The 15,563-nt window shown below is 59.9% G+C and carries 12 protein-coding genes; 4 read left to right on the top strand and 8 right to left on the bottom strand.

Annotated elements, in window-relative coordinates:
- Window positions 1-25 precede the first annotated feature (25 nt).
- The 4 genes from EV686_RS05320 to EV686_RS05305 all read right to left on the bottom strand — a co-directional run bounded on the left by EV686_RS05320 (window position 26) and on the right by EV686_RS05305 (window position 5,347).
- Window positions 26-2,383 carry a TonB-dependent receptor gene (locus tag EV686_RS05320; RefSeq protein ID WP_132474269.1) on the bottom strand — a complete coding sequence of 786 codons (2,358 nt, stop codon included), beginning with the start codon at window positions 2,381-2,383 and terminating at the stop codon, window positions 26-28.
- A gap of 278 nt (window positions 2,384-2,661) precedes the next feature.
- Window positions 2,662-3,666, bottom strand: coding sequence for a FecR family protein (locus tag EV686_RS05315; protein WP_279389449.1), 1,005 nt, complete (start codon window positions 3,664-3,666; stop codon window positions 2,662-2,664).
- A gap of 99 nt (window positions 3,667-3,765) precedes the next feature.
- Complete coding sequence (locus EV686_RS05310; RefSeq protein WP_132474265.1) at window positions 3,766-4,269, bottom strand: sigma-70 family RNA polymerase sigma factor; 504 nt, start codon at window positions 4,267-4,269, stop codon at window positions 3,766-3,768.
- A gap of 112 nt (window positions 4,270-4,381) precedes the next feature.
- The gene (locus tag EV686_RS05305) at window positions 4,382-5,347 is read right to left on the bottom strand and encodes a LysR substrate-binding domain-containing protein (RefSeq protein ID WP_132474263.1); all 966 of its coding nucleotides are present in this window, start codon (window positions 5,345-5,347) and stop codon (window positions 4,382-4,384) included.
- 115 nt (window positions 5,348-5,462) lie between these two features.
- On the opposite strand from EV686_RS05305, the gene EV686_RS05300 reads away from it, so the two are divergent.
- The 4 genes from EV686_RS05300 (at window position 5,463) to EV686_RS05285 (ending at window position 9,161) form a co-directional block, all read left to right on the top strand.
- Window positions 5,463-6,443, top strand: coding sequence for a Bug family tripartite tricarboxylate transporter substrate binding protein (locus tag EV686_RS05300; protein ID WP_243650756.1), 981 nt, complete (start codon window positions 5,463-5,465; stop codon window positions 6,441-6,443).
- A 66-nt stretch (window positions 6,444-6,509) separates the two neighbouring features.
- Complete coding sequence (locus EV686_RS05295; protein WP_132474259.1) at window positions 6,510-7,472, top strand: alpha/beta hydrolase; 963 nt, start codon at window positions 6,510-6,512, stop codon at window positions 7,470-7,472.
- A gap of 179 nt (window positions 7,473-7,651) precedes the next feature.
- On the top strand, window positions 7,652-8,251 hold the full coding sequence (locus tag EV686_RS05290; protein WP_132474257.1) for a nitroreductase family protein: 600 nt from the start codon (window positions 7,652-7,654) through the stop codon (window positions 8,249-8,251).
- 40 nt (window positions 8,252-8,291) lie between these two features.
- Window positions 8,292-9,161 carry a DMT family transporter gene (locus EV686_RS05285; protein ID WP_132474255.1) on the top strand — a complete coding sequence of 290 codons (870 nt, stop codon included), beginning with the start codon at window positions 8,292-8,294 and terminating at the stop codon, window positions 9,159-9,161.
- A gap of 51 nt (window positions 9,162-9,212) precedes the next feature.
- On the opposite strand, the gene EV686_RS05280 is transcribed toward EV686_RS05285, so the two are convergent.
- The 4 genes from EV686_RS05280 to EV686_RS05265 all read right to left on the bottom strand — a co-directional run bounded on the left by EV686_RS05280 (window position 9,213) and on the right by EV686_RS05265 (window position 15,486).
- Window positions 9,213-10,997 (bottom strand): alkaline phosphatase D family protein, encoded by a 1,785-nt coding sequence (locus tag EV686_RS05280; protein WP_132474253.1) that lies wholly within the window; start codon window positions 10,995-10,997, stop codon window positions 9,213-9,215.
- Between the two features lie 267 nt (window positions 10,998-11,264).
- The gene (locus EV686_RS05275; RefSeq protein ID WP_243650755.1) at window positions 11,265-13,676 is read right to left on the bottom strand and encodes a mechanosensitive ion channel domain-containing protein; all 2,412 of its coding nucleotides are present in this window, start codon (window positions 13,674-13,676) and stop codon (window positions 11,265-11,267) included.
- Between the two features lie 203 nt (window positions 13,677-13,879).
- The gene (locus EV686_RS05270; RefSeq protein ID WP_132474251.1) at window positions 13,880-15,220 is read right to left on the bottom strand and encodes a type II toxin-antitoxin system HipA family toxin; all 1,341 of its coding nucleotides are present in this window, start codon (window positions 15,218-15,220) and stop codon (window positions 13,880-13,882) included.
- Between the two features lie 2 nt (window positions 15,221-15,222).
- On the bottom strand, window positions 15,223-15,486 hold the full coding sequence (locus EV686_RS05265) for a helix-turn-helix domain-containing protein (RefSeq protein WP_132474249.1): 264 nt from the start codon (window positions 15,484-15,486) through the stop codon (window positions 15,223-15,225).
- Between the last annotated feature and the right edge of the window lie 77 nt (window positions 15,487-15,563).

The raw sequence follows: 15,563 nt of genomic DNA, 5'->3' as shown, positions 1-15,563 counted from the left end.
AAACGTCTTACGCTCTGTCATGCAGTCAAAAATCGACGGTTGCGGACAATACAAACGTTCGGCCTGCCGCATTGGTTGCATAAGTGCCTGAAGCCAGCCAATATTTTCTATCAGTCAAGTTCTCGACATTCGCGCGCAATACAACCGGCTTTCCTGCAATGACTGTGGAGTATCGTGCCCCCACGTCAAATCGCGTCACGCCAGGAAGACGACGCGTATTTGCGTTATCGAGATACATGGAAGACGTACGAATCATGCGCCCATTCAGGCTCAAGCCATTGACCCACGGCGTATCCCAATCCAGCCCCAGGTTATACATGCTGCTCGGCACGCCTGGAGCCCGGTTCCCTTCGTTAACCCCATTTTGGGTTTTGGTCAGCTTCCCATCGATAAAAGATGCACTGGCGAACATCCGCAGGCCTGGCTGCAGTTCACCATATGCAGTGATCTCGAGGCCACGGTTGCGTTGCTCACCAAAATAGCCATAGCTCTTTGTCCCATCGGGGTAGAATTCCTCCTGGCCAGCGGGCCGCGCCATCTGATAAACCGACACTGTCGTCATCAAGCTTCCCCAATCCACTTTGACGCCAGCCTCGTACTGCTTGGTTTTGTAGGGGTCGAGAACTTCGCCGGTATTCCTGTAGCCTGCTCCGACAACCCTGCCCGCCGAAAGGCCTGCGGTGTAATTGGCGTACAACGATACGTTTTCAGTAGGTTTCACCACCAAGCCGGCAACAGGAGAAATCGCACTGGCTTTATAGCCGCTGGTGCGTGCGCCGGTTGTTGTGTTGTAGTTCTCGGTATCGACGGTTTGCTTGCGTGCTCCCAGTGTCAGCAGCACGCGATCCTCCGCGAAAGACATCGTGTCCGCAATCACGATACTCGTCAATGTCTTTTCCGAACTACGCTTTGGCTCCAGCCTTTGCGTAGGCCCCGCGGGCAACGGCACGGGATCGTAGATATTCGACCACTCTCCAGGATCGTTTGCGATAGCGCTGTATGCATTGCCTGATTCTTGCGTCAAGCGCGTGGCGCCAAGCGCCAACCTGTGACCAATAGCACCCGTATTGAATACAGCGCTCAATCCAGCATCCGTATTCCAGGTTTCGCTATAAGAGTCATAAAATGTGCTGGCTACCCTGAAGTTTCCCTCTGCATCCGAGCGCTCAGGATTGACCGGGAATATCTGCCTGGCTTTGCCATCCCTATAGCCCACCGCCACATGCGCAGTGATCCTGTCCGTCAGGTCATATTCCAAACGAGAAGCTACAGTGCTATCCCGTTGTGTCAGTCGCGTACCGGGGTAAAAGCCGATGTCGCCATCCGGCGCTGCCGGCATCTCTGTCACATCATTGAGAAATCCGATCTGAGAACGAAAATCCTCTACCGTGTCGTCCAGATAAATAGCATCCATGGACCAGCGCAAACGCTCGCCCGTGTAATCAAGGCCAAGTGCAGCCAGTCCAAGATCTTGTTTGCCGCCCTTGATGGATGCCTCTCCGCCCTTCAGCACGCCATTGAAACGCACACCCCATTCTTTCGCCTCGCCGAAGCGCCTGCCGACGTCCATGTGCGCCGACAGATTCTTGCTGCTGACATATGAAGTCGTCAAACGCGTCAGTGGCTCGTTGCCCGCCCGCTTGCTCCGCATGTTGATGCTTCCGCCAATACTGCCATTCGGAGGAATGCCACGCATCAAGGTACCCGGTCCTTTGAGCACCTCGACTCGCTCAATGATCTGGACAGGAATACGACTGGAGGATACCAGACTGTACAGACCATTGAACCCGACTTCGCCACTGCCTACGCTCCACCCCCTGATCTGAAAATCTTCTCCGAAACCTGCCGGAGCAGTCGTCGTGCGCACGGACGCATCATTGACTACGATATCAGCCAAAGTCCGGGCTTGCTGATCTTCTATCATGGCCGAGGTGTAGTTGGTCATGCTGAACGGCGTATCCATGGTATCGCTCGTCCCCAGGATACCCAGGCTTCCACCTCGCGCCATCTGCCCTCCGGCATATGTTCCAAGCAGGCCTCCCTCGAACGAGCCGCGAACCTCCACGGTATCCAGTACCGCTGCCTCCGCATCGGCAACGCGCGACAAAGAAACATTGTTGCCATTCCTGCGGAACGCGATTCCTGTGCCAGCCAGAAGGCGACGCAGCGCCTCTTCCGGCGGCAGGTTGCCGGACAGCGCGGGCGCCTGATAGCCATCCACCAGATTCTGCGCAAAGAAAATCTGCAACGACGCCTGCTCGCCCAGTTGCAGCAACGCTTTGCTCAGCGGCTGAGACGGGATGCTGATCTGCACTGGCTGCTCCTGCGCCTGCGCGGGGAGTGTCCCGAACGCCACAGCAAGAGCAAGGGCCAGCGCCGTCATGCCCTGTTTCAGGCCAGACTTCCTTATGCGCGACTCTGCGCGAGATTTCGAAATATTCACTGTCTTACATCGTCCAATAAATGAGCATTCCACGCATCAGCGCAAAACGTTCGATCAAGAGTTCTGGCCGGACCTGTCGCGCAGAAACGGAACAGCTCCCCCTATCTAAACAGACGAGCGAGCGCGTCAAATATCGGAATAGAAATGATAATGATTATTGAAACTCAATGTAACAAAGAATAGGCATACCGTCTGCCCCGCAAGCTTCCCCCGTGCTTTCAGCGGTCGCTGATGCGTACCTGCCCGTCCGGAAGATGAAAGACGCGCACAGGCGCAAAATCCGGGAGCGTATCGATCAATGCAAGCGGATCATCCACACTGAAGATCCCCGCGATGCGATAGTCTTGCAGCGATGGCGCATCCAGTCTTGCCGGCTTGGGCAGATAGCGGTTGATTTCCTCTATCGCCTGCCGCAGCGGCGTATTTTCGAAAACAACTTTCCCGCGCTGCCAGGCCAGCCGCTTGGACAAATCGGTCGAATGCACTTCGCCCAGCATCTGCGCCGCATCCGACTCCACCGCCTGCCCTCGCGTCAATGCGCGCGACTCCCTGTTCCACCAGGGGCCGCGAGATACGCTGACGGATCCCGACGCGACACTGACCTGCATATGCCCGCGTTCATGGCGGACATTGAACTGCGTGCCTGTAACGACAATCCGGCTATCCGCCGCATTCACGATAAATGGGCGCTGCGCATCATGGCTGACGGAAAAGTAGATTTCTCCTTCCTCCAGATCAATGATGCGCCGGTCTTCATACAACCTCGCTTCCGCCAGAGTGCCTGTATTGATGAGCAGCGTGGTGCCGTCAGGCAAGACCACCTCGCGGCGCTCTCCGCGCAGAGAGGTGATCCGGTTTACATGGATGGGCGAGGCCTGGGTCAGCCATCGGAAACCAAGACTGCCAAGAACGCCCAGGGAACAGGCTCCCGCCACACCCACGCCCAAGGAGAACCGGCGCCGGCCGACATTCGCGGCCGGCTGCAGAACGGGATTCTGCCGGGCAAGAATACTGCGCAGCTCCCCTTCCGGTATCTGCAAGGTCGCACTCCATATCTGCTGCACATTACGGTATTGCCGACGATTCTCGGGATCGGCCTGGTACCAGCGCTCGAACTCGCACCGCCCCTCTTCCGTGACCTTGCCGGAATGCATATAGGCAAACCACGAGGCTGCCAGATCACGAGGGTCATCCGATATAGAAGTAACGCTTGATGGCTTCATTGAATACAGCACACATGCTTGCGCGACAGAGCAGCCGTGCATTGCAACACAGGTGCTTCCACTATTAAAGACGAACGAAGCCGGTCATTACCGGAATGATCATGGCGCATATTTTTGTAACTTTCTGTTTAGATGCTGCAGCGCCCTGGTCATATGCTTTTCCACCATCGCCCTGGATATCCCCATGGCGCGAGCGATCTCGGCATGCGTCCACCCTTCGAGCCGATGGCGTACGTAGACTTGCTGGCAGGATAGCGGCAGCTCCGCCAACGCGGTCTTTAGATCATCCACCAGTTGCCGGGAGAACACTTCCGACTCGAGATCCGAAACCATCGGATGCTCTCGTTCTTCAAGCTCATGCAATGGCAAGACAGGCAATATCGCATTGCGGCGATGCCTGTCGATCACGCCATTGGCCACGCTGCGCCTGAGATATGCCCTGGGATCATCGATGGCCGCAGCGTCGTTCTCCAGGATACGCAACACGGCGTCCTGCATTGCATCCTCCGCATCCTCATGGATACCGACCTTACGCCCCCATGTCTCCGCCAGCGCATGGTAATGCGCAAGCCAGCTTTTCAGGGAAACATTGAAACGGGCCATGAAAATACATATCGGGTGGGCGTGAAGAACAATAGATAATAACAATTATTCTCATTTATTAAAAATTATACCGAGCGGCTTTACAACACATCCGTGCTGCATTGACGGCGCACTACTTCCGCCCCGGCCGCATGCGATCCGGAAGCAAGCCATTCACGACCTGCATCACCATACCCCTCAGCCATAGACTCAGCCTATCCCGCTCATTGCGCTCGCTCCAGACCATTAACATGCGCGCTTCCCTCAGCTCGGTCGGCAACTGCACGAGCCCCAGGTCGAAATACCGGCAATACTTCTCGGCAATCAGGCGAGGCATAGTAGTGGCGTAGTCTGTTTCCATCAGGAAATACGGTGCCAGGCCGAAGTTGGAGACATAGGCGCTGAAACGCATGTTGTAGCCGCTGTCCTGAAGTGCGCGGTCGAAATTGGTCTGCTTCCCGTACATATGCGAAAACGCCAGCCACTTCACATGCTGAAGATCCTGCAAGCCGAAACGCTGACGCTTTGCCAGCGGATGACTGGACGAAAGCACACCCACCCGTTCATCCTCGAACAGGACTTGCCTTGGGAAACGCAGGGGCAAGCCCTGGAAAAGGCCGATGGCCAGATCCATACTGGCGGAATCAAGGTCGTCAGGAGAAAAATCGCCATGCACCGGCTGGAATCGCACCGTCAGGCCTGGCGCTTCCTTCTGCAAGGCCAACGTCAGGGGCGCCGCCAGCAGCAGTTCGATATGCGCAGCCGCACCGATATTGATGACGCCGGCAAGCTCGGAAGCCTTGAATGGCTGGCCTTCGCCCAAAGCGTGCTCCAGGCCCGCCAAAGCCTCGCGTACCTGCCTGTGCAGCGCCAGCGCGCGCTCGGTCGGCACAAGGCGTTTCCTGATGAAAACAAACACCGGATCTTTCAGCAGCGCTCTCAAGCGCGCAAGATCCCGGCTGATGGCGGGCTGGCTTTTATTCAGGCGCGCAGCGGTCAGCGTGACGCTGCGCGTGTCCATCAGCGAATCAAAACAGAGCAGCAGCGACATGCTGGTGCGACGCAACAGGGAAAAATCCTGCGATTGATCCAACTGCATAAAGCTGCCCTATGCATAACATTAATGATATGAATTTTATCAAAACTAATCATTATTCAAATACAAGGCGGCTGACTAGAATCCTGCCATGATCCCAACGACTAGGAGGCAACACATGAGATCCCTGAAACTATCCACCCTGGCCCTGGCCACGGTAGCCGCCGTCGCGCTGCCCGCCCTGACGCAAGCTGCGGACGCCTTTCCGCAACGCCCCGTCACCATCGTGGTTCCCTTCCCCGCCGGAGGCACGCCAGACATCATTGCCCGGATGCTTGCGGACAAGGCCGGCGCAAGCCTGAAACAGACCGTCATCGTGGAAAACAAAGCGGGAGCGGGTGGAAACATCGGCGTCAAGCATGTCTCCCGCACAAAATCCGACGGCTATACGCTCGTCATGTGCGCCTACAGCTGCGCTGTATCGCCCTCCCTCTACAAGCCTGCGCCCTACAGCATTTCGGATGACTTCACGCCTGTGACCCTTGTAGGCACTGTTCCCAGCGTCTTGGTTGTGAATCCCCAGGTGCCGGCAAAAGACGTGAAAAGCTTCGTCGAATATGCCAAGGCCAATCCCGGCAAGCTGAACGCCGCGTCTTCGGGCATCGGCGGCTCCGCCCACCTGGCGCTCGAACTCCTGAAACGCGAGGCCCAAGTGGACATCGCCCATATCCCCTACAAGGGAGCCGGACAGGTTGCCGGCGACCTGCTCGGTGGACAGGTCGACATGTACTTCGACAATCTGCCAGCCTCTCTGGCAAGCATCCGGGACGGCCGCCTGGTCGCCATCGCCATAGCGGGAAAGACGCGCGCCAACGCAATTCCCGATGTGCCCACGTTTGCCGAATCCGGCTATCCCAAAATGCTGATCAACCCATGGTTCGGACTGCTGGCCCCCGCGGGAACGCCGGCAGGCGCGGTCGAAGCCCTGAATACGGCATTCAATCAGGCGCTGAACGATCCCGACATCAAAAAGCGCCTGGATACGCTCGGCGTGAATCCGGCGGGAGGCTCGCCCGCAGAACTCGCCTCGTTCCTGGAAAGGGAAACTTCCGCTATCGCGCAACTGATCGAAGAAAACGGCATCACCGCGAAGGAATAAGTCTTTTTCCGCCAGGCAATTCTTCTCCCCGCGCCGGCGCATGCCGACGCACGACATGAAACACGCATGAGCACGACCGCAGCACCAGAACCGCTACACCTTCGCGCAATGGGGTCCTTCCATGTAGGCGGGCGGCGCGTCCTGCTTTCAGGCAAGCCCTGCTACAGCCGCACCATGAGCGAAGGCGGGGAGCCCGTCAACATCAATCCGAACGGAACCTACGCCATCGAGCAGATGTACGTCCAGTACTTTTTGCCCCAACATCCCAACGGCAAAGGCCCCCTGGTTTTCTGGCACGGCGGAGGCATGACGGGCGCCGCCTGGGAAACCAAGCCCGATGGCGCAGACGGCTGGGTCAATTATTTCATCCGTCAGGGCTGGGATGTCTATGTCTGCGATGCCGTCGAACGAGGACGGTCGGGCTTCGCCCCGTTCCCGGATATCTGGCCGGAGGGTCCCATCATCCAGACAGTGGACGATGTGTATGCTCGCTTTCGCATCGGCAGGGGCGAGCACAGCTATTATCCCGACCCAGCGTTGCGTACAGCTCATCCGGATACTCGCTTTCCGCTGGCGCATTTCGATGATTTCTGTATGCAGATGGTGCCGCGCTGGACACATACCAATCAGGCCATGATAGATGCATTCCAGGCGCTGCTTGAACGCATCGGCCCGGCCAGCATCGTCTGTCACTCCCAGTCAGGGCCGTTGGCAATGCAACTTGCCAATGCTGTCCCCAAACACCTTCGCGCGCTCGTCGCCATCGAGCCTGCCGGCATTCCTGCGGAAATCGAAACCTACGCTACCCCTACCCTCATCGTCATGGGCGGCAATCTTGCCGGTGACGAGCGCTGGCAGCGATTGGGCGAAAAGATATCTGCCTTTGCCGGCCGGCATGAATGCGTGCAAGTGCTTGACCTGGAAGCGCTGGGCATCTCAGGCAACTCGCATGTGCTGATGATGGATGACAACAGCGACGATATCGCCCTGCACATCCAGAAGTGGCTGCTGCACACCCTTCCCCAGTGACCGCGCACCCAGGCGCAGGCTCGTCGTCCACGGCAGGATCACGCGATACGGTACGCCTTGTAATGCAACGAAAAAGCGTCCGGCTTCAGGCAGGAACAGCATACGCCAAGCTTTCCGCTCATGGCGGGCCTTGACGGAGTAGAATCCAGTCTTGGCATCACCACTGAACAGAAATTTCCATGAGCAACACATTGATAGAAGCTTTCAAGAAACGCCGCAGCCAGTACGCCCTGGGCAAGGATCTGCCCATATCGCAGCAGGAAACCTCCGCACTGATCCAGGAAGCCATCAAGCACTCCCCCTCGTCGTTCAACTCGCAAAGCTCGCGCGCCGTCATCCTGTTCGGCGCCCAGAGCGAAAAACTCTGGGGCATTGTCAAGGAAGAGCTGCGCAAGATCGTCCCCGTCGATGCATTCTCCGCCACCGAGGCCAAGATCGACAGCTTCGCCGCGGGCGCAGGGACCGTGCTGTTCTACGAAGACCAGGACGTCATCTCCGGCCTGCAGCAAAAATTCCCGCTGTACGCCGACAATTTCCCCGTCTGGTCCGAGCACTCCTCCGGCATCGCCCAGTTCGCCGCATGGACTGCGCTTGCCAATGCTGGCATCGGAGCCAGCCTGCAGCACTACAATCCCTTGCCCGACGCGGCCGCGGCGGCGGAATGGCAGCTCCCCGCCAGCTGGAAGCTGCGCGCGCAGATGCCGTTCGGCTCGAACCAGGGCGGCTTCAAGAACAAGACCTTCATGGACGACGCACAGCGCTTTCGCGTGTTCGGCTAGATAGCGTCCTCCCCGAGCGCGGCCCATTTCCGGAGTCTCCATGTCTCTGTCCGCCTTTGCCTTGATCGTCCTGGCCGCGCTCATCCACGCCAGCTGGAACCTGCTTGCCAAGCGCGCGGCACAGGCGGGACCGGTCTTCGTATTCGCCTATACGGGAGTTTCCTGCGTCACCTACTTTCCATGGGTGCTCTGGATCTTCCTGGGCGACGGCATCTCCTGGAGCGGCGCCGGCATCGCCTGCATACTGGCCAGCGGCGCCCTGCACCTGGCCTACAGTCTGTGCCTCCAGCGCGGCTACCAGGTCGCCGACCTGTCGGTGGTCTATCCCGTGGCGCGCGGCACCGGACCGATGCTGTCCACGATAGGCGCGTTCCTGCTGCTGGGGGAATCTCCGTCGATCACCGGCGTCGCCGGACTGTTGGCCATCGTCGTCGGGATCCTGCTGATCTCCACGCAAGGGCAACTGTCCCGCTTCGCGGATCCCGCCGCATTGGTCGGCGTCCGCTGGGGAGCGACCACGGGCACGGCCATCGCTGGCTACACGGTCGTCGATGCCTACGGCGTCAAGATGCTGGGCATACACCCTGTCGTGCTGGACTGGTGCGCCAATGTCGTGCGCATGCTCATGCTGCTGCCCTGGCTCATGGCACACCGCCGCGAAGCCATGGCCAGCATGCGCGGGCACTGGGGCCTGGCCATCGCGGTGGGCGTGCTCTCTCCCCTGTCCTACATTCTTGTGCTTCAGGCCCTGAGAGCGGGCGCGCCGCTGAGCCTGGCCGCTCCCGCTCGGGAAATGTCGATGATGGCCGGCGCTCTGATGGGTGCGCTCATCCTGAAGGAGGCTGTTGGAATATGGCGCCTGGTCGGCTGCCTCGTCATGATCTGCGGCGTGGCATTGCTGGCTCAGTAACGAATCACGCTCCCGGCAGCCTGCCGGGAGCGCTGCAGCTTGGGCGCGTGGTCACAGCACCGGCGCGATCGCCAGCAGATGATTGGAAAACCCGGTTTCCGTCTCGCAGCGCCAGGTCGCCCACAGCTTGCGGTTCTCGGCCGAGCCCGCATCCAGCTCCAACGCCAGCCAGTTCCGGGCAGCCTTGACGTACTGGTCATGCCCGGGAAACATCATCATCTCGGCGACATACTGGACATCGATGTTCTGCTGGCTCTTGGCGCTGCTGTTGAGCCAGAACAGGAACAGCCGCTCCATCACTCCCATCAGCGAAGGATGCACGACCGCCGACGACGTCAGTTGGTGGATCTGCGACCATGTCTCGGAAGCCGGCAGATCCTTCTTGTAGGCGGTCCCCCAGGCGGCCACGTGCACGTCGCCCGATACCAGCGACACGCGAATCTTCTTGTCCCGCGCCAGGCTGCTCAGCACCTCCAGCAGACGCTTGCGCTCCCCTTCGTGATCATCATGGGACCAATGGTCCTTCAGGTCGTCGGCATTGCTGTCCGTAACGTGATCCTGCCCGAACTTGTCGAGCAGCAGCTCCGCCATCGACAACTTGGGGTGTACGACCGGCACCGACGACATGAATAGCAAATGCCCACAGGCCGATCGCGTCGACCGGCGGCTTCCATTGCCTCCGCCCAGGCCGCCTATCCACGCCTTGAGCCGGCCCCAGGTATCGTTGCCAATGACCTGGGTGCGCGAACGCTCGGTCCGCAGATCCGCCGCCACAATGGCCACGGGCCCGACCGCATACGCCGAACTGAAGCCGGGTTGCGCATCCAGCATGGGCAAGGCAAGCCTGTCCTGCGCCAGCGCCTGGCTCCAGGCAATGGGCCTGAACATGGGATCCTGGCGCGCGAATCCGGGCGGTGTCGCATCCTCCAGCTCCGGCAGATCCTGCAGCGCATGCTGCATCTGGAAGACCCAGAACGCCCGCCGGGCATGGCGGAACATGACTTCGAACAGCTGGCACTGCTGCATTTCGGGGCTGAAGGAACCCCAGCCATCGAAGATATCATGATCGTCCCACATCATGATGGCCGGGATGCTCGCCAAGGCTACACTGGCATCCAGCGCTGGTTCCGGAGACGACCAGGACTTGCGTCCCGCCGGCAGCCAGCGCTGCTGGTACAGGCCCAGATAGTAAGACTCGATCTCCCGTTCCAGCGCCTTGCCAACCTCGAAGGCCAGTTGCCGATCGCGCGGCATCGCAACCCATTCCCTCAGCGCCTTGATGTCTTCCCAGATCGAATCGAAATAGATCTGGTCTCCGCCCATCAGCATCAGATGGAAGCGCTGCAGCCCCCTGTCGTGGATGCGCTGCTCGTGCCACAACTGCTCCTTGTCCAGCAGCTTGGCTTCGCCCGCGCCCGACTTCGCGCGCAATTCGCGATCATGGCTGTAGAGCAGGTCTTCCCACACGGAATTCGCGGTCCGGACGATCTTGCGCATGGCTGACGGATCCGAAAAGCCATTGCAGGATACATACGCCATGCGCGGCGCATCCGCCTTGCCCGGCACGGTAAAGCTCCACTGCAGGCCGCCGGGAATTCCGTAAGACACCCTACGCTCCCCCACCTGCATATCGCAGGAAATGTCATAGCGCAGATAGCGCTCCCCTTTGTGCAGCAACAGTTCTCGCGGCGCGGGACACTTGTGCCCGTCGACCTCCAGAGCCGGCACGGGCGCGGACTCCTTCAATCCGATCAGCGCCGTCACCCGCCATGCATTGTTCTTGCCTACACCGCGAAACGACAGCACAGGCCCGAGCAGCAGATCTTTCTCGCTCATCCCCTGTATGCGTGATTTGGCCACGGTACACCCCCTATCGCGTGAAAACCGCCAGACCGGAAATAGTCTTGTCTCTATTGCTTCATTATTGATTCTTGCCACGATACGCCGGCGCGGGTGATACATCCATCCGCCGGGCGGCAGCATCGCGATCGACTTTAACAGAAACGCCGTCGTTGGCGCATGGCCAGCGACGGCGTCGAAAAGAAAAATACGGTCTCGCCATAACGGCAGAATTCACGTTCCGGCCCGATACCTGGTTTCTGCCTACGGCATATCGGGCTTTGTCTCCTCTGAGGGCAGCGGCTTGGGATTACGCTCCGGTACGGGCGGCCGGCCAACGGCCTGGCTTAGCGCCTCGACGGTACGCGCATCCGCCGGCTCGATATGGCCGTCCTTGCCGCGCCCGAACTGCAGGACAGTATGCGGGTAGGGAATCTCGATGCCAGCGGCGTCGAAGTATTTCTTCACCAGGCGATTGAAGGCGCGCTGCACGGCCCATTGCATTCCCGGAGTCGTCTTGATCAGCACTCGTATCGTAAAGCCGCGCTCGTTCAGGGCGGTCACTCCCGGAATGGAAATATCCTCCAGGATCTCGGAAGCCAGCTCCGGATCCTGTTTGAGCTCGGCGAACGCCTGTTCCAGCTGCTTGACGGCCTCGTCCACGTTCTCGCGATGACCGATGTTGTATTCACCGAAGTGATAGCCGTAATCCCGAGTGTGGTTGCTCACCTTGTCGATGGTGGAAAACGGAATCAGGTGATAGCCGCCATCCAGCGTGCGAATGGCCACCGACCGTATCGTGATTTTCTCCACCGTGCCGAACAGGCCCACGACCTCGACAATATCGTTCTGGTTCATCCCGTTTTCCAACTGGATGAAAATCCCGGTAATGACATCCTGCACCAGCTTCTGGGCGCCAAAGCCGATGGCCAGGCCGACCACCCCGGCCCCCGCGATCAGCGGGCCGATATCGATGCCGATCTGCGACAGCACCACCAGCACCGTCAAGGTGGCGATCACGGCCGATGCCGCGCTGCGGAACAGCATCAGCAAGGTCTTCTCGCGTTCCGTCGGCTTGTTCTTGCCCGTGGAAATGCCCAGCCTGTGCTCGATGATGCTGGCCAGGACCGTCCAGACCAGGGCCGCGACCAGCAGGATGATGCCGACGTGGATCAGCGTGCCGACCGCCTTCTGCCCGTTCTCGGAACCAAGCCAGCCGGCCAGATCGAAGATCCTCCATGCATCCAGCACCACCAGCACGACCACGATGAGGATCAGCAGGCGCAGGCTGCGCAGGAATGCCGGCACATAGGCATTGACGCGCGCCTCCAGCAGGGGCAAGGCCTTGCGCCAGTTGTCCGGCAGATTGATATGGCGAGCCAGCAGTGCGGACAATATCGCCGACAGCAGCAGGCCGGCAAGCACCGCCACGATGGTCTGCACCGTGGCATGGAACATGAAATCGAAGGCATGCTGCTGATTGGTCTGGCTGACGATGAAAAAGACGGTGAAATACGTCAGCACCATCCAGTGCCATATCCTGGCCAGGATCCGCAATAGAGTACCGAATACCGGCGCGGCGGATTTCTCGGCATAAGCCCGCAGGCCCTCGCTGACTTCCCGGCGATTTCTCCACACCATGGAAATGGCATACAGGTAAACCATCAGCATCAGCACCAGCCCCAGCAACCGACCCGTCCCCTCGCTCAGCAATGCCTGAGCCACAGGCACCGCCACCATCAGGCTGTAGCCGGCCGCCGCGATCAGGATGATGAGCCAGCGGTTCCAGTAGGCAGCCGTCTCCGAGGACAGGGGCAACAGGCGCAACTGATCATAGCGGGTCGAGAACACTGCGCGGGAAACCGCCTTGGAGGACTCCACCAGCACGAACGCCGTCAGGAACTGCATGGCGAACAAGGACGCGCTCGCGCCCGGGCTGGCAAACAGGATCACCGCGGCATAGGCCGCCAGCGCCGCCAGCGCGACCACGGCGATATCGACAGCAAAGGCTCCGATGACGGCCAGCAGCTTGCGCCCCAGCGCCAGCGACTTCAGCCGGCGCTTCGCCTTGCCCGGCTCCTGGACCGGCGCGGCAGGCTGCGGCGGCTTGCCGGCATCGAGCATGACCCAGTCGTTCATCCGCCTGAATGCGTAGCTGGCCGCCAGCCGCAGCAAGACATAGGCAAGCAGCGCGGAAATGATGGCGATGGCCAGGCCAGCCAAGGCAGGCCGCCACTGCTCCATCCGGTTCGCCGGCACAGGATTGCCAGTCGCCAGCGCCTTGACCACCAGCCAGGTTTCCGCGATATCGCTCTTCATGCCTGCGGCAAATGCCTGGAGTGCGCCGGGAATCGTATCTTCCGGTTTTCCGGGCGTCTGCGCGGGAGGGCTGCTCCCGGCCTGCCTGCTCGCGGCGGACGGCTGCGCCGCAGCCTCGGCGCCCGCCTCTCCCGCCCGGGAACGCAGTTGCTGAATCAGTTGTTCGCGCATCTGCCGGTCCTCCAGCAGATCGGCAAGCGCTTCATACGAGGCATCCCTGCTCTCTGCCGGAGCCCCGCCCTGCTGCGCATGGCTCGCGGAGATGGAAAACCACAAGAGCACCGAGCACAGCAAGGCCATGAGCCCCTTGCCTGCCCGGCCGACTTTCAAATGATTGTGCGCCCTGAAAGAAAACAAATTCCCGGCTCCCTTTGCTGAATGATCGACTGAAAAGCAAAAGCGGCTTGCTACAGGCATGCCGCTTGTTTCTTTAAAGGGTAACATCCGGGGCTGGAAGAGGACAAAGAGATGTAACTTCATCCTTCAGGAGCCGGATCCAAAGCAGCATCGAACGGAAGCGCACCGGTAACCACCAGATTCCGCGCTTCCCTCGATCCCATTCACGGCGCCATCCGTTCGAGAACGGCGGCCGCCTGCTCGACGCCGCCCAGGATGGCATCCGCGACACGCTGGGAAAATCCTCGGGGCAGTTCCGCCTGGACCTGAGCAATGGCCGCCGGCGTGCGAGCCAGTATGTCTTCGATGATCGGCTCGGCCGTAGAGGCATAGCCCACTTTCTTCGCAGTGCTGTTGAAATGCCTGCGCTGGATGCCATGCATTTCATAGTGCCTGTTCTTGCCGAGCAAGGCCATGGCCAGCTTGATCTCACGCGGCGACCATTGATTGGAGCCGCGGCCCAGGACCGGATACGCCGACATCACATCGTACAGGTGCGTCAGTTGGAAACGGCCGCGCGGCAGTATCCGGAGGCTGAAGTTCTTGGCATGGCCGTCAGGCGCGCGCAAAAGCCAGAACAGGACCTGGGCAGCCATCAGCGCCTTCATGTCGGCCTCGGCATTCATCGACTGACGCAGCGTAGAGAACAAGGCCTTGAGCCCCGGCCCTCCCTCGCTCTCGTATTTGCGCAACGGCGAGCAGCCCTCCACTTGGCAGAAATCCTCCTGCGGCAAGCGCATGAGCCACCCGCCATCGGGAGAGATGCGACGATCGAAGCGCTCGACAACCAGAACGCGTTGCGTTCCAAAAGTCGCAATATCGGCCTCGGCTGCGCTCAATCCATAGGCCTTCAGCAGCCTGAGGCACAGCCATTCATTGTCGACGGAAGTGCTGAAATCCGCCCTCCTGCCGCCCACCAGCCCAAGCGGCAACTTGAAAATATGGCTCGTAGGCGTGGCGCCGAGCGGCACATGCCATTTCCCGTTCCACCACAGGAAAGCGGTCTTTTCCTGGGCGCCCGCCAGGGAAATGCGGAAATCCGCATCCCTATCCCTGCCTGCCGCGAACGCGTGCGGCGAAACCATTTCAAGCAGATGCCGTTCGATATCCTCCTCGGACACAGGCGCCGCATCGATGCGGTCATGGCCGTCCGGCGCCTCATCCTCCCCCAGTATCTGTACCGCGCCCACGCAATCGCGTCCGATGGCCGTCAGCAGATCGAAGGGGCCGGTCGAGTCCGCCCTGAAGCGCTCGGCCACTCGCCTGCGGATGGCGTCGCTATCAGGCAGGAGATTGTCGAAATAATTCGCCACCTTCTCGCCCTTGAGAGGCAAATTCTGCAAATTGAACGGCAAGGACAAAGAAAGCGGGCGGCCGATCCCGGCGTCCACCCACTGAGAGTCATACTGCAGCTCCATCTCGCCGCGCGCAGGAAGGGTCCATCGCCCCACACGGACGCCATTGGTCCAGATGGACAGGCTTCGGCTATGCGATCTGCGACCCATGCTCACCAGTCCGCGCTCTTGCCGGAATACGGGGCAAGAACGCCGCGCAGACCGACGGCCAGCTCCAGGTCCAGCACGGAACACCAGGCCAGCAATTGCTCCACGCTCAGCTCGTGCGCATTCAGCTCCAGATGAGAAACGCGAGACTGGCTCAGGCCGATACGGCTCGCCAGCGACGACTGGGTCATTCCCTTGGCCTTGCGGGCGGCTTGAAGAAGCGGCCCGAGCTGCGAGGCAGTCGCCAGGATTTGAGGCGATGAAGACATGGCAAAATACCTGAAATTCAAGTAAATCGAATTTATCTGAAATTCAGGTATTCGTCAATTATTTGTATTCCAAGTAT

Source organism: Paracandidimonas soli (assembly GCF_004342005.1).
GTDB classification, from domain to species: Bacteria; Pseudomonadota; Gammaproteobacteria; order Burkholderiales; family Burkholderiaceae_B; genus Paracandidimonas; species Paracandidimonas soli.
This window is presented reverse-complemented; position numbering and strand designations above follow the sequence as displayed.